Annotated in this window: 18 protein-coding genes and 1 riboswitch; of the genes, 17 read left to right on the top strand and 1 reads right to left on the bottom strand. The window is 46.9% G+C overall.

What is annotated here, in order from left to right; genetic code table 11:
- The first annotated feature begins 231 nt into the window (after positions 1 to 231).
- The 16 genes from KSP24_RS09825 to KSP24_RS09750 all read left to right on the top strand — a co-directional run bounded on the left by KSP24_RS09825 (position 232) and on the right by KSP24_RS09750 (position 17,455).
- Positions 232 to 1,869, top strand: a complete 1,638-nt coding sequence (locus KSP24_RS09825; RefSeq protein WP_216975029.1) for a sensor histidine kinase — start codon at positions 232 to 234, stop codon at positions 1,867 to 1,869.
- Positions 1,870 to 1,985: 116 nt separating this feature from the next.
- Entirely contained in the window at positions 1,986 to 2,630 is a 645-nt protein-coding gene (locus tag KSP24_RS09820) for a response regulator (protein WP_013369811.1), read from the top strand.
- A 276-nt stretch (positions 2,631 to 2,906) separates the two neighbouring features.
- Positions 2,907 to 3,650: a YveK family protein gene (locus KSP24_RS09815; RefSeq protein ID WP_013369812.1), complete on the top strand. Its 744-nt coding sequence runs from the start codon at positions 2,907 to 2,909 to the stop codon at positions 3,648 to 3,650.
- Positions 3,634 to 4,272 (top strand): CpsD/CapB family tyrosine-protein kinase, encoded by a 639-nt coding sequence (locus tag KSP24_RS09810; protein ID WP_013369813.1) that lies wholly within the window; start codon positions 3,634 to 3,636, stop codon positions 4,270 to 4,272. Before KSP24_RS09815 ends, KSP24_RS09810 begins: the two co-directional genes overlap by 17 nt.
- Positions 4,273 to 4,314: 42 nt before the next feature.
- Positions 4,315 to 5,205 (top strand): UTP--glucose-1-phosphate uridylyltransferase GalU, encoded by an 891-nt coding sequence (gene galU / locus KSP24_RS09805; protein ID WP_170973153.1) that lies wholly within the window; start codon positions 4,315 to 4,317, stop codon positions 5,203 to 5,205.
- Positions 5,206 to 5,221: 16 nt separating this feature from the next.
- Complete coding sequence (locus KSP24_RS09800) at positions 5,222 to 5,920, top strand: sugar transferase (protein ID WP_013369815.1); 699 nt, start codon at positions 5,222 to 5,224, stop codon at positions 5,918 to 5,920.
- Positions 5,920 to 6,855, top strand: coding sequence for a glycosyltransferase (locus KSP24_RS09795; protein WP_216975028.1), 936 nt, complete (start codon positions 5,920 to 5,922; stop codon positions 6,853 to 6,855). Before KSP24_RS09800 ends, KSP24_RS09795 begins: the two co-directional genes overlap by 1 nt.
- A 10-nt stretch (positions 6,856 to 6,865) precedes the next feature.
- Positions 6,866 to 8,203 (top strand): O-antigen ligase family protein, encoded by a 1,338-nt coding sequence (locus KSP24_RS09790; RefSeq protein WP_013369817.1) that lies wholly within the window; start codon positions 6,866 to 6,868, stop codon positions 8,201 to 8,203.
- A gap of 4 nt (positions 8,204 to 8,207) precedes the next feature.
- Positions 8,208 to 8,978 (top strand): WecB/TagA/CpsF family glycosyltransferase, encoded by a 771-nt coding sequence (locus KSP24_RS09785; RefSeq protein WP_014599532.1) that lies wholly within the window; start codon positions 8,208 to 8,210, stop codon positions 8,976 to 8,978.
- 5 nt (positions 8,979 to 8,983) lie between these two features.
- Positions 8,984 to 10,426 carry an O-antigen ligase family protein gene (locus KSP24_RS09780; protein WP_026065389.1) on the top strand — a complete coding sequence of 481 codons (1,443 nt, stop codon included), beginning with the start codon at positions 8,984 to 8,986 and terminating at the stop codon, positions 10,424 to 10,426.
- A gap of 5 nt (positions 10,427 to 10,431) precedes the next feature.
- Entirely contained in the window at positions 10,432 to 11,811 is a 1,380-nt protein-coding gene (locus tag KSP24_RS09775) for a lipopolysaccharide biosynthesis protein (RefSeq protein WP_014599533.1), read from the top strand.
- Between the two features lie 22 nt (positions 11,812 to 11,833).
- Positions 11,834 to 12,673, top strand: a complete 840-nt coding sequence (locus KSP24_RS09770; RefSeq protein ID WP_013369821.1) for a glycosyltransferase family 2 protein — start codon at positions 11,834 to 11,836, stop codon at positions 12,671 to 12,673.
- Positions 12,660 to 13,847: a glycosyltransferase family 4 protein gene (locus KSP24_RS09765; RefSeq protein ID WP_013369822.1), complete on the top strand. Its 1,188-nt coding sequence runs from the start codon at positions 12,660 to 12,662 to the stop codon at positions 13,845 to 13,847. Before KSP24_RS09770 ends, KSP24_RS09765 begins: the two co-directional genes overlap by 14 nt.
- On the top strand, positions 13,844 to 14,992 hold the full coding sequence (locus KSP24_RS09760; protein ID WP_013369823.1) for a glycosyltransferase family 4 protein: 1,149 nt from the start codon (positions 13,844 to 13,846) through the stop codon (positions 14,990 to 14,992). The genes KSP24_RS09765 and KSP24_RS09760 overlap by 4 nt, the downstream gene beginning before the upstream one ends.
- Positions 14,993 to 15,020: 28 nt before the next feature.
- Positions 15,021 to 16,121, top strand: a complete 1,101-nt coding sequence (locus tag KSP24_RS09755) for a glycosyltransferase (protein ID WP_058829110.1) — start codon at positions 15,021 to 15,023, stop codon at positions 16,119 to 16,121.
- A 5-nt stretch (positions 16,122 to 16,126) separates the two neighbouring features.
- Positions 16,127 to 17,455 (top strand): UDP-glucose dehydrogenase family protein, encoded by a 1,329-nt coding sequence (locus KSP24_RS09750; protein WP_013369825.1) that lies wholly within the window; start codon positions 16,127 to 16,129, stop codon positions 17,453 to 17,455.
- A 344-nt stretch (positions 17,456 to 17,799) separates the two neighbouring features.
- On the opposite strand, the gene KSP24_RS09745 is transcribed toward KSP24_RS09750, so the two are convergent.
- Positions 17,800 to 18,072 carry a hypothetical protein gene (locus KSP24_RS09745; protein ID WP_216975027.1) on the bottom strand — a complete coding sequence of 91 codons (273 nt, stop codon included), beginning with the start codon at positions 18,070 to 18,072 and terminating at the stop codon, positions 17,800 to 17,802.
- A 48-nt stretch (positions 18,073 to 18,120) separates the two neighbouring features.
- On the opposite strand from KSP24_RS09745, the gene KSP24_RS09740 reads away from it, so the two are divergent.
- Complete coding sequence (locus KSP24_RS09740) at positions 18,121 to 19,497, top strand: sugar phosphate nucleotidyltransferase (RefSeq protein ID WP_013369826.1); 1,377 nt, start codon at positions 18,121 to 18,123, stop codon at positions 19,495 to 19,497.
- 155 nt (positions 19,498 to 19,652) lie between these two features.
- Positions 19,653 to 19,734: riboswitch (cyclic di-GMP riboswitch) on the top strand.
- Positions 19,735 to 19,743 lie beyond the last annotated feature (9 nt).

Raw genomic sequence — 19,743 nt, 5'->3', positions numbered from 1 at the left:
AAAATGTGATTTATCACCTTGACAAACGTCATAAATTCTGACATTACCCCCAAAATGTTTTCCTGAAACGGTAAATATGTTATAAAAAGTACCAAATTTTTTGGAATGTAACCGTTTACGTAAGAGTTTATGTCTTGTTATTTATTTTTGGATTGGTTATGATTTTTTTAGAGTACGCAAACAAACCTAATATGCCCATCGTCCCTTCAAAACACAGAATAGGGTGACAGGATGAAGTTGAAGAAGTCAGCAGAAGACAAAATGATTTTTTTATACCGATATGTATCATTATCTTTAACATCACTTGTTTTTCTGTTCGAAACATCTAGATTAATGGTATGGCAGAAGCTATTACTGATTGTTTTTCTATTTTTATCCGTTACAGCATTTACTTGGATTTACCGTAAATACAGACTTCATGATATGGTATTGAAATGCAGTATTGCACTAGAAACCGCAGGGATCATTTTGCTGTTATTCCCAACCGGAGGGATCAATAGCCCGTTCAAATGGTATGTGATTACTCCCATGCTGGTAGCTTGTGCTCATCTATCCATGAGGTACAGCTGGACGCTCCTACTTTCTTATATCGGTTTGGTGCTCACATTTTGTTATATCTTTTTTACACCAGGTCAATATTTTTTGTGGGATCTTATATTGCAGAACATTAATCTGTTTCTGGTATTGATCGTAACCACAATGGCAATGCAGGTTATTCGCGTCATGAAGGACGAACTGAAGGTGGCTAAAGAACAAGCCAATGAGACGATGGATCATATCAAGTCGATTTATCACATCATGGAGACGACCAGCCATAATGAGGCATTAAATCTGGGTCAGGTCATCTCGGATTACACTGTCAAGCTAACCAAGCAGAGCCGTGCATTTTTCTGGCTGGATAGTCAGGAGGAAGATGCACCGGCAAGCAGCCAGACAGGCTGGACGGTAGAGGAAGAGGAGCAGCTATTCGAGGAACTGGAGAATTACCGGGAGGAGTTCAGGGAACAGCGTGAACCATTTTTCAGACACCTGCCGGAATGGGGCGACTTTCTCATGATCACCGTACCGATGACGACCCGCTTTGTAGCGACGATTGGCCTCAAGCTGGGACCGGATCAAAGTTTGACAGGAAGACGCTGGCTTGTGCAACAACTGATATTCTTAGCTGAGCTGAGTGCTGTGTTTTTGGAACGCTATGAGCTGGAGCGTATTGAGAATCAGTTGATTGTGACGAATGAGCAGAACCGGATTGCAAATGAAATGCATGACAATGTTTCACAAAGTCTTTTTGGTATTGTGTACGCAACCCATTCTCTCCGGCAGACTTGGTGCCATCAGCCTAAGGAGCAGGTGGAGGAGCAAATTGATTTAATTCAGCAATCGGCCAACCAAGCGGTTAGAGAGCTGAAGGGGGCAATTCATAGCCTAAGCTCGAAAAAAAGCGGAGGCTCAACTTGGTTGGGTACGGTGAAAAGCCATCTGCATACACTCTCCAAGCTGAACCATGTACAAATTGATTTTGATATCCATGGTGATCATTATTCACTTCCGTATTTGTACCAAAAGGCTTTGTTCCGCATCATTTCCGAAGCGGCGGGGAACGCAATCCGTCATGGATTGGCCAAGCGAATTGATGTGAAGTTAAAATTGACGCCCCAAGTGATTAGACTGTCTATTCATGACGACGGAGTAGGGTTTGAGACGGCGAGAATGGTAGCAGGAGGTGAGGCGGTCAGTGCAGGCGGGGGCCTGGGCATGATGAATATGGAATATTTAGCTCAATCGATGGGAGGGGAATTTGATATTTCAAGTCGAATCGGAGAGGGAACACAGATTCGATTGTCCATTCCGGTAAATGCTTATGAATGAGGATTTTGCAAAATCCTTGAATACAATGTGTGAACATTCTGCAATACAAAATCTGCGGTAACAATCGGATACATAGGGATTATGCAAATCCTGAACTGTAGACAGGAGGCCGAATCATGAAAATTGTCATTGTCGATGATCATCCTTTAGTACGGAAAGGACTCGCTGCGGTTATATCCATGCAGCCTAATGTTCAGTTCGCGGGAGAGGCCCAGAATCAACAGGAAGCACTTGCAGTGATCGAGGAAACGGATCCAGATTTGGTGCTGCTGGATTTGAAATTAGCTGATGAATCAGGTCTGGATATTATCAAGATAGCGCGCGGACGCGGGTTCAGAAGCAAATTTATTTTGCTGACCTCTTCTGCAACACGTGAAGATTTTCTGAAAGCGGAGGAAGCCTCTGTGGACGGTTATGTGCTTAAGGAGGCTTTGCCTGAGGAATTAATTTACGCGATTCATCTTGTCAACAAAGGACGAAAATATTATGATCCGGCTATTCTCGAAAATAAGCTACGTGAAGATGCGGGCAATCTCACGGACGACCTAACACCAAAGGAAAAAGAAGTGCTGGTCGAGCTGGGGCAAGGGGCTTGCAATCGTGAAATAGCATCCCGTTTATTTATCAGTGAGTTCACCGTCAAAAAGCATGTCAGTCAGATCTTGGCCAAGCTGCGACTGGCAGATCGTACGCAGGCAGCATTATATGCCAATGCGATTGGTCTAGCGAAGTACGAGCCAACCAATATGATGATGCGCTAACCCCATAAGCTACGCAGTAGTTTTATATGCAAGTGGCATAGAGAAAACCTCAAAATCACCAACTTTGGTGGTTTTGAGGTTTTTTTCATTTCTATTTACCATAATCGACAAAGTATGGTACAAAAGTATACCATGCCGTGTCCAAAAGTATACATCCCCCTTCCTCTGTAGTGAGGGAGAAAGTGCCGTTCGGTTCCATGTCGTCTATACAACGGATTGTTACAATTAGATCATACTTAAAATAAGAAGAGAAATTGTGTGGGAGGGAGGATTTTTGTGGAGAAAACCATTTTGGATTATCTAGTCCTAATCAAAAAAAGATTGTGGCTGATTGCGATTTTTGTCATTCTCTCATGCGTAACGACTTACATTGTGAGCGACAATGTCGTAAAGCCAGTCTACTCCGCTTCAAGCCAACTGCTGGTTAATCATATTTCCGCCAAGCAGGGGAGTAACAATCTGAATGACGTCAACACAAGTCTTAATTTGGTGGAAAGCTACAAGCAAATTCTCACTTCGCCTAAAATTATGGACGCTGTGGTAGCGACTCATCCTGAGTTCAATTTGACGTCGCAAAAGTTGGCAGAGAAGCTGCAGATTAAATCCTCGGATAAAAGTCAGGTGATTGGCTTGACGTTTGAGGCAGGGAATTATCCTCAGGCCGCAGCGGTTGTAAACGCAGTAACCCAGAAATTCGTGCAGACGGTTCCTGGATTGATGGAATTAAATAATGTGAAAATTTTAAATGAAGCGGACCCGCAGGCCAATCCTGACCCGATTAATGGGAATCCGCTCATGAATATTGCGATTAGTTTTCTCGTATCGCTGATGATTGCGCTGGGCACGATTGTGTTCCTGGAAAGCATTAACGGCACGCTACGTACGGAAAAAGAAGCGGATGCAGACATCGGCATTCCTGTAATTGCATCGATTCCCGTCATTCGCAAGAAGGACATCGATGGAGTGGCCGGAAATTCCAAAGAACGGGTAGGGGAGCGTAAATATGCTGCGATTGAATGACATGTTGATTACAGAAAGTAATCCATCATCGTATATCTCGGAATCATTTCGATCCCTCCGTACATACATCCGGCAGCAGGTGATCGGACAAAAGGACCGTGGGACGGTTCTTTTGTTAACCTCGCCGGAAAGCGGAGCGGGAAAAACAACAATGATCGCCAACATCGGAGTTTCCTTTGCTCAAGAAGGCAAGAAGGTGGCTCTGGTGGATTGCAATCTGCATAGACCAGCGCTGCACGAGATATTCGGTATGGAGAATACCGGAGGTCTATCGGCTTATTTGCGCGGTGGGGCTTCTTCCAAATCTATCGTTAGGCATGGTGGACTGGAGCTATCGGTTGTTCCTGGTGGGGACAGTCTGTATAACGCAGCAGATCTGCTCGGTAGCGAACGTATGGCAGAGCTGATGGAAGAGCTTAAACGTGAATATGACATCATCTTACTCGATTCGGCGCCAGCGCTGAATTATACGGATGCTCGCCTGATTGCAGGCTTGACGGATGGTGTGATTCTCGTTGCCAAGCATGGCCGGACCAAACGGGAAGATCTACGCAAAACAAAGCAACTCATGGAGCAGGCTAGCGCGACGCTGGTTGGAATTGTGATGAATCAGGTGAAGTAAGCAACACCAAAATTCGATGAAGCAAGGAGAATGAGTGCGATGATGAAAAAAGTGAAAAAGGCCATTATTCCAGCAGCAGGATTGGGAACGCGCTTCCTCCCTGCTACCAAAGCAATGCCTAAGGAAATGCTTCCGATTATCAATAAGCCTACGATTCAATATATCGTGGAAGAAGCGATTGCTTCTGGTATCGAGGACATTATTATCGTTACGGGTAAAGGTAAACGTGCCATTGAGGACCACTTTGACAACGCATTTGAGTTGGAATCAAAGCTGCTCGAGGACGGTAAGCTGAAGCTTCTGGAGGAAGTACAGCGTTCTTCGGGAGTGGAAATCCATTACATTCGCCAGAAAGAACCGAAAGGTCTGGGACATGCGGTGTGGTGCGCAAGACGCTTTATCGGGGACGAGCCATTTGGTGTGCTGTTGGGCGACGATATCGTAACAGGTCAAAAACCTTGCCTGCGCCAGCTGATGGATCAATATGAGGAAACACAAAATTCTGTGATCGGCGTGCAGCGGGTACCACAGGAATTCACGAACCGGTATGGCATCATTGAACCGGACCAACAGGACGGACGATTGTACCGAGTGAATAATTTTATTGAAAAACCGGCTCCAGGCACAGCCCCATCCGATTTGGCTATTATGGGGCGTTATGTGTTCTCGCCGAAAATTTTCAAATATCTTGATCTTCAGGAAAAAGGAGCTGGCGGCGAAATTCAGTTGACGGATGCGATCCAAAAGCTGAATCAGAGTGAACGTGTATACGCCTATGACTTTGAAGGCACGCGTTATGACGTAGGTGAACGTCTTGGATATATTTTAACCACTCTTGAATTTGCACTTGCCAGCGATGATTTGAAGTATCCGGTTATGGAGGCCATGAATGAATGGCTGAAAAAGACCGAGAAAGCAACCACTGTGGGTTGAGAGGAGGTACGTCAGCATGAGCATGGAAAATTTACCGGAGGATGGCGAGGCTGTCATGTCAGGTAAAGCGTTTTACATGCCATACGGAAATACACAAATTCAGGATAAAACGTCCTACCTGGTCACAAAACGCCTCCTTGATATGCTGCTGTCTTTCGTGGGCTTAATCGTCTTGCTCCCGCTGTTTGCAGTGGTGGCCATTCTGATTAAGCTCGAAGACCCAAAGGGAAGTGTGTTTTTCAAGCAAACTCGGGTGGGCAAGAATGAGAAGTTATTCGATATGTATAAATTCCGTTCAATGGTGTCCAATGCCGAGGAACTGAAAAAGGACTTGATGGAGCTGAATGAAGTGAGCGGCGCCATGTTCAAAATTAAAAACGATCCTCGGATCACGAAAATTGGCAGTTTTCTACGCAAGACGAGTATTGATGAGATTCCGCAGCTGTGGAATGTGTTGGTTGGAGACATGACTTTAGTCGGTCCGCGCCCGCCGTTGCCCAGCGAGGTTGAGCAATACTCCGATTATGACAAGCAACGTCTGATTGTAACGCCGGGATGTACGGGTTACTGGCAGGTGAGCGCACGTAACAGTGTAGGCTTCGAAGAAATGGTGCAAATGGATTTGAAGTATATTCATGTTCGCAATACGTGGCTCGATCTGAAAATCATCATGAAAACAGGCGTTAAAATGCTGTTCTCCAAGGATGCTTACTGATGGATGCATTTAAGCGATGTCCCGCAGTGTCCGTCGTTATTTGCACCTATAACCGGGCGGACCTGCTGGAGAAAACGTTAATGTCTCTGCTGAAGCTGGAAGACCTTGCACTGGCTGAGATCATTGTGGTCGATAATCGATCTACCGATCATACAGCAGCAACGATCAAAAGATTTACCGTTGCACATGGCCAAGACATTCATCTTCGGTATCATTATGAGCGCGAACAAGGACTGTCTGCCGCTCGTAATGCCGGCATTACGTTATCAAAAGCAGACGTCATTGCTTTTCTGGATGATGATGCAATTCCGTGTGTTACATGGCTGCAAACGATTATGTCGGCCTTTGGGAACAATCCCGAGCTGACGGCTATGGGTGGGAAAATTGATCCTAAGTTTGAAACGGAACGGCCGAACTGGTTGACAGGGCCACTTGAACTGCCTTACACGATTATTGATTTGGGGAAATCCGTTCGTGAATATCCGGCGGGACTGAATCCATTTGGAGCGAATATGGCTATGCGCAAAACGGCTTTCGCCGCCGTCATGTTCCCGCTTCACTTGGGCAGAAAGGGAGATATCCTACTATCTGGTGAAGAATCGTGGGTATTCGAGCAAATCCGTAAAAATGGTGGAACGATTATGTATCATCCACACATGGCTGTAGAACATTTTGTTCCGGCTTCACGCTTAACGAGAGAATGGATTATGAATCGCTACTATTGTCAGGGTATGTCTAATGCTGCTCAGGCTACAGGTCTGCGCGGCAACGCGATGCTGATGGCAAAAGTGGCAGCCAAAGTGTTATACATCACGGTGGATTCCCTGCTGGCACGTACTGAGGGCAGGAAGCTGTTGAACCGGTGCAGGCTTGAAAATATCCGCGGAACGCTGGATACACTGCGCAACCGGAAAAGCGAGTCAGCTGCGGGGTGAAAGATTGAACATGAGTAACTATCCTTGGACTTCCAGAATAAACACCATACAGCATGTTTTTATTTTTCTACTAGGCGCTCTTGCTGTAGGAATTGCAGCTACCTATCAACCTGTGGTCAGTATTGCAGCGGTATGCTTACTGCTTTTGTTGGCTGTCTCTATCCATCATCCAGAGCGCATCAGCTATGCAGTTTTGCTAAGCACAGCGGTCTCGGTCGATTCTCTGTATCAGGGTGGCGTGTTCGGCATTGAGATATTGTCATTGTACAAATTGGGCATCTTGGCTCTGCTAGTGCCTTGCATGCTCGTATATGGCATTCGTCTCAAGTTCAGCTATCCAGTCTGGGCATTGGTGATCATGCTGGGGATTACATTTGGATTTTCAGCATGGCTGCCTTTGTTAACGACCTCGATTGCCGTCAAGGCGTTCGTGGGACTATCACTGCCCTTCTTTTTTTTACTGATCCAGTGGAAAAAGGATGTGGCGGAAAAGCATATTCGGTTGATCAGCCTGTTGCCGATTATTAGTGTGGTCATTGGATTAGGCTTGCAGGTTTTAGGGTTGCATTCATTTACGGATGTGGAATTTACGGGCGCAGTCAGAGTACAAGGAGCGAATATACCGCCGCATTTGGCAATGCTCTCCTTTCTCGGAATTGCCGTCTCGCTGATTGAGGTCAAGCGCAAACCTAGGCAAGCTGCCTTTTATTACACGGTGTTGGCACTGAACTTTTTAATCCTGATCGCCACCGGTACACGTGGGCCGATTCTGGCATTGTTATTAATGTTTGCTGTGTATCTGTTTGATATTGCCCGTCAATACCTCAAGGGAAAAGTCAATTATTTGCTACCGCTGGCCGGATCGTTTTTGGTTGCTCTGGGGGCGGTGGCCCTGCAATGGAACAATTTAAAAAAACGCTCCTTCGAACGGGAGACCGACACAGGCATTGACCTATCGGGACGCTCGGAGGCATGGGAATATTTTTTGAACAGAGTACATGATTACCCTTGGTCAGGCAGAGGACTTGGCGCGGTAACGGTTGCGAACGACGGGACGTTATTCAATGGTTTTGTTGTACCGCATAACGAGTATATACGCTTTTATTTTGATACCGGATATATCGGTTGCGGGCTCTTAATGCTTTCATTACTGATTGTGTTCGCTCTTATTTACCGGTCACTTGCCAAGTCTATTAAACCTTATTTTGCAACTTTAATTGCAGGTTTTTTGATCTACTCGTTTTCAGATAATACGTTGTCGACGGTTCAGATGATTATTCCGTTTTGCTGGTATTTGAATGCATTATACCAAACATCTACTCAAACCGATTTTCGCAAAGAGAAGTGATACGATGAGCAGAGTGAACATGTTCGATGTCAACTTTGATAATTACGATTTTAATGATCTACTCGAATTTATAGATACTTCTATTGAGCATCAGCGTCATTCCTACATTTTGACCTGTAATGTCGATCATGTGATCAAGCTTCGCAAGGATGATGAATTCCGCAAGGTATATTCGGATGCCGGAGCTGTAGTGGCTGATGGAATGCCTATCATTTGGGCGTCTAAGTTACTGAAAAAGCCCCTCAAACAAAAGGTGTCAGGCTCCGATTTGTTCACCCGGCTGGGAGAGGCATTTGAGGATCGAGGCTATCGTTTATTTTTTCTGGGTGCAGCTGACGGTATTCCTGAGAAGGCTATGCTTAATCTCCAGGAATCCTATCCAAACATGAATGTGGTGGGCTGCTATTCTCCTTCTTATGGCTTTGAGAAAAACGAAGAGGAGAACAGATACATTATCCAGTTGCTCCAAGAGGCTCGCCCAGACATCGTTTTTGTAGGTGTAGGAGCACCAAAGCAGGAAAAATGGATTTACAGATATTATGAGACTTACCGCGCTCCAGTTTCGATTGGGGTGGGAGCGACCTTTGATTTCCTGTCGGGGAATGTAAAGAGAGCACCGGAGCTGATGCAGAAGACAGGATTTGAATGGTTTTGGAGGTTGTCTCAGGAGCCTAAACGATTGTGGAAAAGATATTTGATTGAGGATTCCCAGTTCCTCGTTCTGCTGTTTAAAGAGATGTTCAAGCGGAAGCGGATGAAGGGAGGCCAGGGGTGAGAAACATGAGTCGGTTGGCAGATCAGCAGATTTCCTTCTGGCTAGGAAGTCGGCGTGGAATCGGCATGATTGGTATGGGGGTGCTGGCTTGTATGCTGCCACTCGCCATCGGATTTGTCAGCGCCAAGATGAATCCCACCACGAGCCAGCAGGGAGCCATATTGCTGGCGATCGTTTTTCCGGCCTTCCTGCTGGCGATCTTGCAATCACGGCTACTGATTTCTTACACACTGGTGGTGTGGGCAGTAGGCCCGGAAATCCGCCGCATTGCAGATTGGTTGGAGGGAACGTATCACTCGGTTTCCTTGTTGAGCGTGGCGCCGCTGCTGGTAAGCAGCATGCTGATCATTCCTGTGCTGCGGGGTATTCATCTGGCGGAAAAGCCATTAACCCGAATTGCTGTATTTTTCGGCATAGAATTGGCCTACGGAAGTGTGGTCGGGTTATTCAAAAATGGTATTGTTTTTGCTTATGATTTGGCCAATTATGTGGTTCCATTGCTTCTATTGCCTTATCTTGCGATTAAGCCAATGAAAGCAAAGGAGCTGGACCGACTGCTGTATTCATACGCCAACATTGCTGTTCTTGTAGCGATATACGGCATTATTCAGTACTTGACGGTGCCTCCTTGGGATGCATTTTGGATGAATCATGTGGAAATGAATTCCATTGGGGTGCCAGAACCGCTTCAAATCAGAGTGTTTTCTTCCATGAACTCGCCCGGCCCATGCGCTATTTTCCTGGCAATGGCACTTGTACCGATGCTGATGGAGAAACGGTGGCGAGGCACTTTGGGATGGATTGGAGTCCTGCTAACAGTTGTTTGTCTTTTGGTCACGCTCGTACGTTCAGCCTGGCTGATTGCATTCGTCATGTTGCTGGCTTACATTCTCAGCTCATCCTCCAAAGGAAAGTGGAAGACTCTGTTTCAACTTGCTATCGTCGGCCTTCTTCTCTACATCATCGTTCCAAAACTTCCGGGGGCAGAAGGTTTGGTGGCTCGCATGCAGACGTTGACAGATATTCAACAGGATCATTCGTACAATGAACGTTTGGATCTACTGCATACAATGCTTCCGGCGATTACTAGCAATCCGGTCGGGCAGGGGATCGGGAGTGTAGGAATCGGAACCAAGCTTGATAACGGCGGCGATCTCGGTGAACTTGGGATTATGGATAATGGATATATTGCCATTTTCCTCACCTTCGGTATTTGCGGAGCATTCTTTTTCTTCGGTGGTCTGTTCGTTATCATCAAGCGCCTTCTCGTCCGTATTGCCGAACGGAATTCCAGTCAGCCTTATATCAGACTGGCGTTGGCTACATGGGCCGGAGCTGTAGCCAGTCTCATATCGGATAATGGTTTCCCCGGTATGCGCGGCTATTTGATCTGGATGATGATCGGAATAGGACTATGGGCAAAAGATGTCATCGCGGAAAGAAGGTAAAGGCTGTGCAAAACTTACAAGCATTATCCGCACCTGTCCGGACACTATGGTCCACGGTGATTCGGTTTGCCAAAAGCAAGGATAACAGCTCTGCAGCAGTAAAAACGATGATATTCAGTATGCTGATTCTCGTTGTGAATATGCTGACTGGTGTGCTGACGGCACGATTCTTGGGTCCTACTGGACGCGGAGAACAGACAGCGATGGTGAACTGGTCCCAATTTCTTGCCTTCTGCATGAGCTTCGGTGTTCCATCTGCATTGATTTACAATGCCAAAAGGAAACCTGAGGAAACGGGGAAGCTGTATGGTCTGGCCTTGCTGCTGGCTACGGTGTTCGGGGGGATGGCGACACTCATCGGAGTATTTCTAATTCCTTATTGGCTGCGCTCTTTTTCTTCATCGGTCATACTTTTCGCGCAGTGCTCCATGATGATGTGTCCACTCATAGCGATTTCACAGATCAATAATGCATTGCTTCAGGTTCGCTCGGAATATAAACAGTACAATTTATTTCGGTATCTGGTACCACTAAGTACGCTGCTTGGACTGGCGATTCTGATCCTAACGGGAACGATGAATCCGTACACCTCAGCATTGGCCTACTTACTGCCAGGCTTGCCGATCTATATCGGTGTCACGATACGAATGATTCGGCTGTACAAACCAAAGGTGAAGAACAGCTGGACGCAATTTAAAAATCTCTTTACCTACGGTATGGGTTCATACGGGAATGATCTCATGGGGCAGGTTTCCACTTACATTGACCAGATTTTGATTGCGGGTCTGCTCAGACCTGCAGATCTCGGTTTATATGCGGTAGCGGTCAGCCTGGCCCGGATGGTGAATGTATTTTCAACTTCGATCATTGTCGTGCTGTTTCCCAAAGCCTCCGGGCTGGATAAGGAAGAGGCGGTGGCCATAACATTTCGGGCATTTCGAGTGACTTCAACGGCAACCTTTCTGGCTGCGGTGATGTTAATGCTGGTTGCTCCGTTCGTATTCACATTGTTATATGGTCAAGAGTTTAAACAAGCGCTTACGGTATTCCGGTTTCTGGTGCTTGAGGTTGCTATCAGTGGAGGTACCATGGTGCTGGCACAACAATTTATGGCGTTGGGTAAGCCCAAACTGGTTACCATTCTACAGGGTGTCGGATTGGCGCTCGTCATTCCATTGCTGTCCATACTCGTGCCGAGATATGGATTGACGGGTGCAGGGATAGCAATGCTGTCTTCGGGGATTTTACGGTTCGTTTTCATTTTATGTAATGTTAAGTTCGTTCTGAAAATGAAAATTCCAAGACTGGTTATTTCCAAACAAGATTTTCAATGGCTCCGATCAACGATGTCACACTACATCCGGAAAAAGCCAGTTAACGGTTAGATAAAGAAGGAGGCACCCGCTAATGAACCACATGTCTAGCGTTCCCGCGGACAACCGGATATCCGTAGTTATTATCGCTCAGGATGATGGCATTCGAATTACAGCTGCCATCAAATCCTGCCAGCCCTTTGCGGACGATATCGTCGTCATTGACGGAGGGAGCAAGGACAATACGATTCAGGTAGCTGAATCATTGGGCTGTCGGGTGTTTTCCAACCCATGGCCCGGTTATGCCAAACAGCGCATGTTTGGTGTTGATAAAGCGGAATTTGATTGGATTTTCCTGATTGATACAGACGAAGTAGTGGATGCAGAGTTGCTTGGTGACTTATTGAAAGTAAAGGAAACGCTCCACGATCCGGCCAAAGCCTATTCCGTATTTCGCATTGGCGATTTTCTCGGCAAATGGATGAACAAAGGCGAGTATTTGGTTCGTTTGTACAATCGGCGAATTTATGGCATTACGAATAGTCTTGTTCATGAAATGCCAGATGTAGCCTCTTCTCAGATCATCAATCTGGAGGGCGTGTTATGGCACTATGGATTCCGCAGCATCAGTGATCATATGACCCGTTTTAACAAATATACAGATCTGGAAGCAGAGACGGCATTTAACAAAGGAAGATCCTTTCGAATTACCAGACTGTTGTGGAGGCCCCCCGCCCGCTTTGTACAGAAGTATTTTGTTCAAGGCTTATACCGCAAGGGGTTAGCGGGTTTTGCTGTAGCCGTTTTCTGGGTGATGTATGAGTTTCTCGTCTGTTTCAAGCATTATGAGTTAACCAAGCGGCGAAAAAAGATAGAAGTCGTGGATGGCGGACAGACCGAGCAGAAAGGAGAAACCAGCTATGTCGTACAATAACGGATTTCGTATCGCAGCAACGGGGTTGAGCTGGCCGTCCTTACAGCCAGGAGGTCTCAACACATATTTCAAATCCATCTGTGAGCAGCTTACGCTAGAGCGCAATACGCTGGATGCTCTAATTTGTAGTGATGAGCAGCCTCAGGCGCCTGAACGTATTCGTATTCATTCGATTGGCAGCAAGCAGCAATCCATCTGGAAGCGCCGAGAGCTGATGCAAAAATATGCAGCAGAACTGTTCGACAAGCAACCGATCGATGTGCTGTATTCCCATTTTGCTCCCTATAGTGTCGGACCGGCACTGGAGGCGAAAAAAAGAGGAATCCCTGTCGTTACCACCTTCCACGGACCGTGGACGGAGGAAATGAAGATTGAAGGACAGGGAATTAAGCATTTTCTTAAAACGACGTTGGCCAAATCCATTGAAATGAAAGCTTATGGTCTGGCGGATAAATTTATAGTGCTAAGCGAGACTTTTCGGGATATTTTGCACGAGCACTATAAAGTACCACTTAGCAAAATTCATATTATTCCTGGTGCGGCGAATGTAGAAAGGTTTCATCCGGCAGAGGATCAGGAGGCTGTACGTAAGCGGCTGAATTTGCCGCAAAATGCGACGATTGTGCTAACCGTTCGTCGTCTTGTTAATCGCATGGGACTGCTACAGCTGCTCGAAGCATGGCGGCGAGTAACCGAGCGACACCCTGATCATCTGCTGCTGATTGGTGGAAAGGGGCCCTTGATGGAGGAATTGGCTTCCAAGGTGGCGGAATACAATCTTCATAACCATGTAAGGTTGCTTGGTTATGTGTCGGATGAGGAGCTGCCCCTATACCATCAAGCCTCGAACTTGTTTGTTGTGCCAACACAGGCACTAGAGGGTTTCGGTCTGATCACAGTTGAGGCGATGGCCTCGGGCCTACCGGTGTTGGCCACTCCTGTAGGCGGCAACAAGGAAATCTTAAGAGGATTCCGTCCTGAGCTATTGTTCCAAGGGACGGACAGTGAAGCTATTGCTGCAGGGTTGCTGCGTGTGCTGGATCATCGTGAACTTCTACCGAATGCACGGGAATGCCGGGACCATGTCCTGAGCAGATATACATGGGGACATGTAGCGGAACAGGTAGAAGAGGTGTTCCGACAGGTCCTTGACAGAAAGGCGGCGGCGAAATGATGAGAGTAGCTTATATTGACCATACGGCAAGATGGAGCGGCGGCGAAGTTGCTTTGTATAACATACTGACGAATATCGGGGAACATATCGACCCGCTCGTTATTTTGGCGGAGGAGGGCGATTTGGCGGATCGGCTTCGGCAGCGTGATATTGATGTGCGCATTGTTCCACTAGATGATTCGATTCGTAATCGGGGACGAAATGCCGTCAATCTGGGTGCGCCTGCAGCAGCCTTTCGCTTGCTGGCTTACGGCAGGAAACTCGCACCATTGTTGCGCGAGGAAAAAGTCGTGTGTGTGCACACGAACTCACTCAAATCTGCACTGTATGGTGCAGTAGCCGCCAAATCGGCGAAGCTGCCGTTGATCTGGCATATCCGTGACCACATCGGTCCGCCGTATCTGAAGCCGATTGTAGCCAAAGGGATTCGGCTCATGTCCCGCTTTTTGCCTAACGGTGTGATTGCCAATTCCAAATCCACGCTGAGTGCATTGGAATTACCCCCGGACAAAAAGACGCTCGTCGTCTACTCCGCTTTTGCCAAAGCGATTACGGCTCGTGATTCGGCTGCGCAATTGCGTGGCGATGACTCGTTTAACGTCGTGTTGGTCGGCAGATTGGCGGAATGGAAAGGACAACATATTTTACTGGAAGCGGCACGTTCTTTTTTACCAGATCAGCGTGTGAAATTCTGGCTGGCTGGAGATGCGTTGTTCGGAGAAGAGGAATATAAACAACGATTGGAATCCACGATGCGCGAATATGGGTTGACCAACGTCAATCTGATGGGACACGTTGACGACATTCAGGGTCTGATGCAGCGCTGTGATCTGCTAATTCATACCTCCATTACACCGGAACCATTCGGTCAGGTCATTATTGAGGGCATGGCTGCAGGTTTGCCAGTGATCGCTTCAAACGAAGGTGGTCCCAAGGAAACGGTGGTACCCAATGAAACCGGGCTGCTCATTGAACCGGGAGACCCGGCCAAGCTGGAAGAAGCCATCCGCTGGATGCTGGAGCATCCACAGGAACGTCAGCAGATGGGTGAGAGAGGGATGGAACGGGTCAAGAAGCATTTTGTCATCGAGAACACTGTTAAGGATATAGTTCATTACTATAAGGGTTTGTTGGCAGGAGTCTGACCGACATTCGCGTTAAAGGATGATTCAGATGAAAATAGCGATAGCACATGATTACTTAATCCAAATGGGCGGAGCGGAAAGGGTAGTAGAGGTATTCCATGATATGTATCCGGAGGCTCCCATCTTCACAACGGTGTTCAGCGACGAGCGTCTGTCGCGCAACTTGAAGGATGCGGATATTAGAGCCACTTGGCTACAAAACATCCCAGGAGTGAAGGCCAACTTCAAAGGAGTGCTGCCGCTGTATCCCATCGCTATCCGTGATTTTGATTTTAGGGATTTCGACATTGTTTTAAGCTCTAGCAGCGCATTTATGAAAAGCATCCAGGTACCCAAACATACGTTTCACATTTGTTACTGTCACACACCGATGCGGTTTGCCTGGGATTACGATACATATATGGCCCGGCAGTCCAAATCCAACCTGCTCAAAAATATGCTAAAGCTGTACATGAACAGGCTGAAAACATGGGATGCCAAAACTTCTCGCAACGTAGACCAGTTTGTCGCCAATTCTTCCGTCGTCAAGCGGAGAATTCTGCACTATTACCAACGGGAGGCAGATGTTATTTTTCCTCCTATCAATACATCCCGTTTTAAACGTGCTACAAGCATCGGTGACTATTATCTGATCGTATCTCGTTTGGTGTCCTACAAGCGCATTGATCTCGCGATTGAGGCATTCAAACGTAACGGTCTTAAGCTACGCATCGTTGGCGAAGGACCGGATCGTAAACGACTCGAAGCCATGGCTGCCCCGAACATTGAGTTCCTCGGCAGGCTTGAAGACGAAGAGGTTAACAAGCTGATGGCCGAATGCCGGGCACTTGTTTTTCCGGGGGAAGAGGACTTTGGTATTACGCCTTTGGAGGCGAATGCGGCCGGACGGCCCGTTATCGCTTTTCAGGGTGGGGGAGCGCTGGATACGATTGTTCCTCATGTGAACGGCGTATTTTTCCGCAAGCATCAAGTAGACGATGTGCTGGAGGCCGTCGAAAAGGTTGAGCAACATGCATGGAATGTGGACGATATCATTACCCATGCCCGCAAATTTGATGAAGATAACTTCAAGGATCAATTGAAAAAGTATGTAGAACAAGCCTATGTGAACTTTCTAAAAGGAGGATGAACGGAATGAAACTGGCTGTAATCGGTACTGGATACGTTGGACTCGTCTCGGGTGTATGTTTTGCGCAAAAAGGTAATGAGGTAATTTGTGTCGATCTGGAGCAGTACAAAATCGATATGTTGAACCGTGCGGAATCTCCGATTTATGAACCAGGTATTGAAGAATTGATCGCGTTGAATCTGGAAGCTGGCCGTTTAGAGTTCACCTCGGATTTGGCCGATGCGGTACGTCGCTCGGATATCGTCATTTTAGCGGTAGGTACGCCTTCACTGGCTAACGGCGAGGCGAATTTGTCCTACATTGAACAGGCGGCCGCCGATGTCGGGAAAGCCATGAACGGGTACAAGATTATTATGACTAAGAGTACCGTACCTGTCGGAACGAACGAAAAGATTAAGGACGTAGTGGCTCGTCATACGAGTTTGTCTTTTGATATTGTATCCGCGCCGGAGTTCCTGAGAGAAGGCTCAGCCATCAATGATACGCTTCATCCAGATCGCGTCATTATTGGTTTGGACAATACAGGTTTGCGTGAAACAATGGTCACTCTGCATCAGGTATTCACGGATAAAATCTATGTGACGGATATCCGCAGTGCTGAAATGATCAAATATGCCTCCAATGCGTTCCTGGCAACTAAAATTTCGTTTATTAACGAGATTGCTAATATTTGTGAAAAGGTTGGCGCGGACGTTACCTGTGTGGCTGAAGGTATGGGCATGGACAAACGGATTGGTTCCTCTTTCCTGCAAGCAGGGATCGGATACGGGGGCTCTTGCTTCCCGAAAGATACGAATGCGCTCATCCAAATTGCGGGTAATGTAGACTATGAATTTAAGTTGTTAAAATCGGTGGTAGAGGTAAATACCGACCAGCGCTTTATGATTGTATCCAAGCTGCGTGAATCGCTGGGTCAGCTAAACGGCGTATCGATTGGCATTTGGGGCCTCGCCTTCAAGCCCAATACAGATGATATCCGCGAAGCTCCAGCACTGGAAATCGTAGAAACGCTCATTCAGGCAGGTGCTATTGTCAAGCTGTATGATCCCATTGCGATGGATAAATTCAAGGAGCGCGTGGATCACCCGAATATTATATGGTGCTCCTCCCCGCAGCAAGCCGCCGAAAGAAGCGATGCTGTGTGCCTGCTGACGGATTGGGAAGAGTTCAAAGAAGTTGATCTCGTGCAATTGGGCTCCATTCTACACAAGCCAGTTCTGATTGACGGTCGCAACGTATTCACCGAGGAACAGATCCAAGGCTCCGGGCTGGAATACTACTCCGTGGGTCGTCCGCGGATGAGTGGGTGGAACAGAGATAAAGTGGAAGTTTAAAAGTGACAGATTAAAAAGTGACTGTGGTGATGTGGGAGGCGCTGAAGGCGCTGCGCGTGCAGATTGTTCTTCCGATTGCTGTTACCCCCGGATTTTCTGGATTGTATTAAACATTCCAAGGTTAAAATCCGGGGATAAAGGCAAACGCTGACGCTTCTTCAGAACAATTCTGCCCGCTCCGCTGCTTTTACCGCATAGAGTCACGATGTTTAATCTCCCACCTTATGGGATGGGAGTAGAAGGGCGTATCAGAAGGAGCGGCACAGTTGAAGCCGCTCCTTCCGATTAAGACGCCATTGCAGTTGTCGTAGCAATCTTGGCAAGGCGTTACGAAACCTCGATTACTAGAAGCTTGCAAGCACAGCGGGCAAGCGCCGAAAGTGTGAGATTTTAACAGGCTGACCGGACTTAATAATGTCCGGTCGTGCCTTTTGCACCACAAGGTATGATCGATATGATGCATATTTGAGTAGCGCAGGAATGGATTTGAATCTGGAGAAGCGATAGCGTTCGCCTTTGGACAGGGATTCAAACCTTGATACGATTTTATACAATCGAATGAATCCCGGTCCAACAGCGATCATAAGATCAAATCCAGCCCGTAGCGGGTCACTCAACCTTGCCCCATTCGATCACCAACCAATATAGAGAGGAAGTGGAGATTTATGAAGCTCGTACTTTTGTCTGGTGGTTCCGGTAAAAGATTATGGCCGTTATCCAACGATTCCCGTTCCAAACAATTTTTGAAGGTCCTGGAGAGCCCGGAAGGGATTTCGGAATCCATGGTACAGCGGGTATGGAGACAATTGGGAGACAACGGATTATCCGAATCCTCGTTTATTGCGACAGGGAGAGCGCAGGTCGAAATGATCCAGAGTCAGATCGGATCGAATACGCGCATCATTGTTGAGCCGGAACGCAGAGATACCTTTCCTGCGATTGCGCTGACAGCGACTTATCTATATTCCATTGCGGGTGTTTCGCCTGATGAAATTATAGCTATATTGCCTGTAGATCCTTATGTAGAGGATGCTTTCTTTGCTTCCGTAGCCCAACTCGAACATACACTTCAGGAGAGTGAAGGAAAGCTTGCACTAATCGGGGTTGTCCCTTCCTATCCTTCAGAGAAATACGGTTATATTATTCCGAAAAACGATGCCACTCAAGGTAGCACAGGCTACCGCGAAGTGAGCCATTTTCAAGAGAAACCCGACCGGGAGCAGGCGGAGCGTCTAATGGAACGCAATGCTCTATGGAACTGCGGGGTTTTTGCATTCAAATTAAGCTATTTGCTGGATATTTTGGCATCCAAGGGCCTGCCGCTGAATTATGAAGAAATGCAAAAACAATATGCGTCTCTGGAAAAAATCAGCTTTGACTACGAAGTAGTCGAGAAGGAAAAAGACATCGTGGTGCTTCCGTACGATGGTTTTTGGAAGGATCTAGGAACCTGGAATACACTCACAGAAGAGATGTCTCATCAGCAAGTGGGTAGAGGGGTAGTAACGGAAGATTGCGTCAATACGAGTCTTATTAATGAGTTGGACATTCCTGTGGCGATCATTGGAACGAATGATCTGATTGTAGCCGCTAGCCCAGATGGCATTCTTGTGACCAATAAGGCAGAAAGTCCACGCATCAAGGAAGTGCTCAAGGCTCATGATCAGCGTCCAATGTATGAAGAACGTCGTTGGGGACAGTATCGGGTTGTAGACTATGTAAAGTATGACGAGGGTAATGAGGTACTGACCAAACGAATCCGCGTACACAAAGGTAAAAATATCAGCTACCAGCTTCACTTCAAACGAAGTGAAATCTGGACCATTATTAGCGGCGAAGCGGAAATTATTTTGAATGAGAAGCTGCATAAAGTGAAGGCCGGTGACGTAGTTCGCATCCCTGAAGGGACGAAGCATAGCATTTTGGCTGTAACCGATGTGGATTTGATTGAAGTTCAGACTGGCTCTGAGTTGGTTGAAGAGGATATTGTACGCTTTTGTATGGATTGGAATGAAATTTCTCGTCATCAATTTATCTCGTAATTATTTGCGTAAAAACGTAAAAAAGAAGATTTGATGAAAAATAATGGCCCAAACTGTCGAAATTGGGCGAAAACCTGTAAATTCATGAACATGACCTATTAAATTTTGGTAAAAAAAAGTCGATACTTAGGGTAAGAAGGAATCCAAACTCCTTCCAACGATAAACGCAGCCCTGTCGAAAGACTGGTACGCAAAGCTAAAGGGCCTTCCCGTAAGGATGGCAGCCTGGCTACCGAAAGGAAGAGC

Source organism: Paenibacillus sp. AK121 (assembly GCF_019042715.1).
Taxonomy (GTDB): Bacteria; Bacillota; Bacilli; order Paenibacillales; family Paenibacillaceae; genus Paenibacillus; species Paenibacillus polymyxa_C.
Note: the sequence above shows the minus strand (reverse complement) of the source record. Positions and strands in the feature narration are given on the sequence as shown.

Bases quoted from the DNA above. Each gene is read 5' to 3' on its own strand.
- KSP24_RS09750 (WP_013369825.1), top strand. From the start codon at position 16,127: ATGAAACTGGCTGTAATCGGTACTGGATACGTTGGACTCGTCTCGGGT.
- KSP24_RS09755 (WP_058829110.1), top strand. From the start codon at position 15,021: ATGAAAATAGCGATAGCACATGATTACTTAATCCAAATGGGCGGAGCG.
- KSP24_RS09760 (WP_013369823.1), top strand. From the start codon at position 13,844: ATGATGAGAGTAGCTTATATTGACCATACGGCAAGATGGAGCGGCGGC.
- KSP24_RS09770 (WP_013369821.1), top strand. From the start codon at position 11,834: ATGAACCACATGTCTAGCGTTCCCGCGGACAACCGGATATCCGTAGTT.
- galU (WP_170973153.1), top strand. From the start codon at position 4,315: ATGAAAAAAGTGAAAAAGGCCATTATTCCAGCAGCAGGATTGGGAACG.
- KSP24_RS09765 (WP_013369822.1), top strand. From the start codon at position 12,660: ATGTCGTACAATAACGGATTTCGTATCGCAGCAACGGGGTTGAGCTGG.
- KSP24_RS09800 (WP_013369815.1), top strand. From the start codon at position 5,222: ATGAGCATGGAAAATTTACCGGAGGATGGCGAGGCTGTCATGTCAGGT.
- KSP24_RS09790 (WP_013369817.1), top strand. From the start codon at position 6,866: ATGAGTAACTATCCTTGGACTTCCAGAATAAACACCATACAGCATGTT.
- KSP24_RS09795 (WP_216975028.1), top strand. From the start codon at position 5,920: ATGGATGCATTTAAGCGATGTCCCGCAGTGTCCGTCGTTATTTGCACC.
- KSP24_RS09825 (WP_216975029.1), top strand. From the start codon at position 232: ATGAAGTTGAAGAAGTCAGCAGAAGACAAAATGATTTTTTTATACCGA.
- KSP24_RS09780 (WP_026065389.1), top strand. From the start codon at position 8,984: ATGAGTCGGTTGGCAGATCAGCAGATTTCCTTCTGGCTAGGAAGTCGG.
- KSP24_RS09820 (WP_013369811.1), top strand. From the start codon at position 1,986: ATGAAAATTGTCATTGTCGATGATCATCCTTTAGTACGGAAAGGACTC.
- KSP24_RS09810 (WP_013369813.1), top strand. From the start codon at position 3,634: ATGCTGCGATTGAATGACATGTTGATTACAGAAAGTAATCCATCATCG.
- KSP24_RS09740 (WP_013369826.1), top strand. From the start codon at position 18,121: ATGAAGCTCGTACTTTTGTCTGGTGGTTCCGGTAAAAGATTATGGCCG.
- KSP24_RS09785 (WP_014599532.1), top strand. From the start codon at position 8,208: ATGAGCAGAGTGAACATGTTCGATGTCAACTTTGATAATTACGATTTT.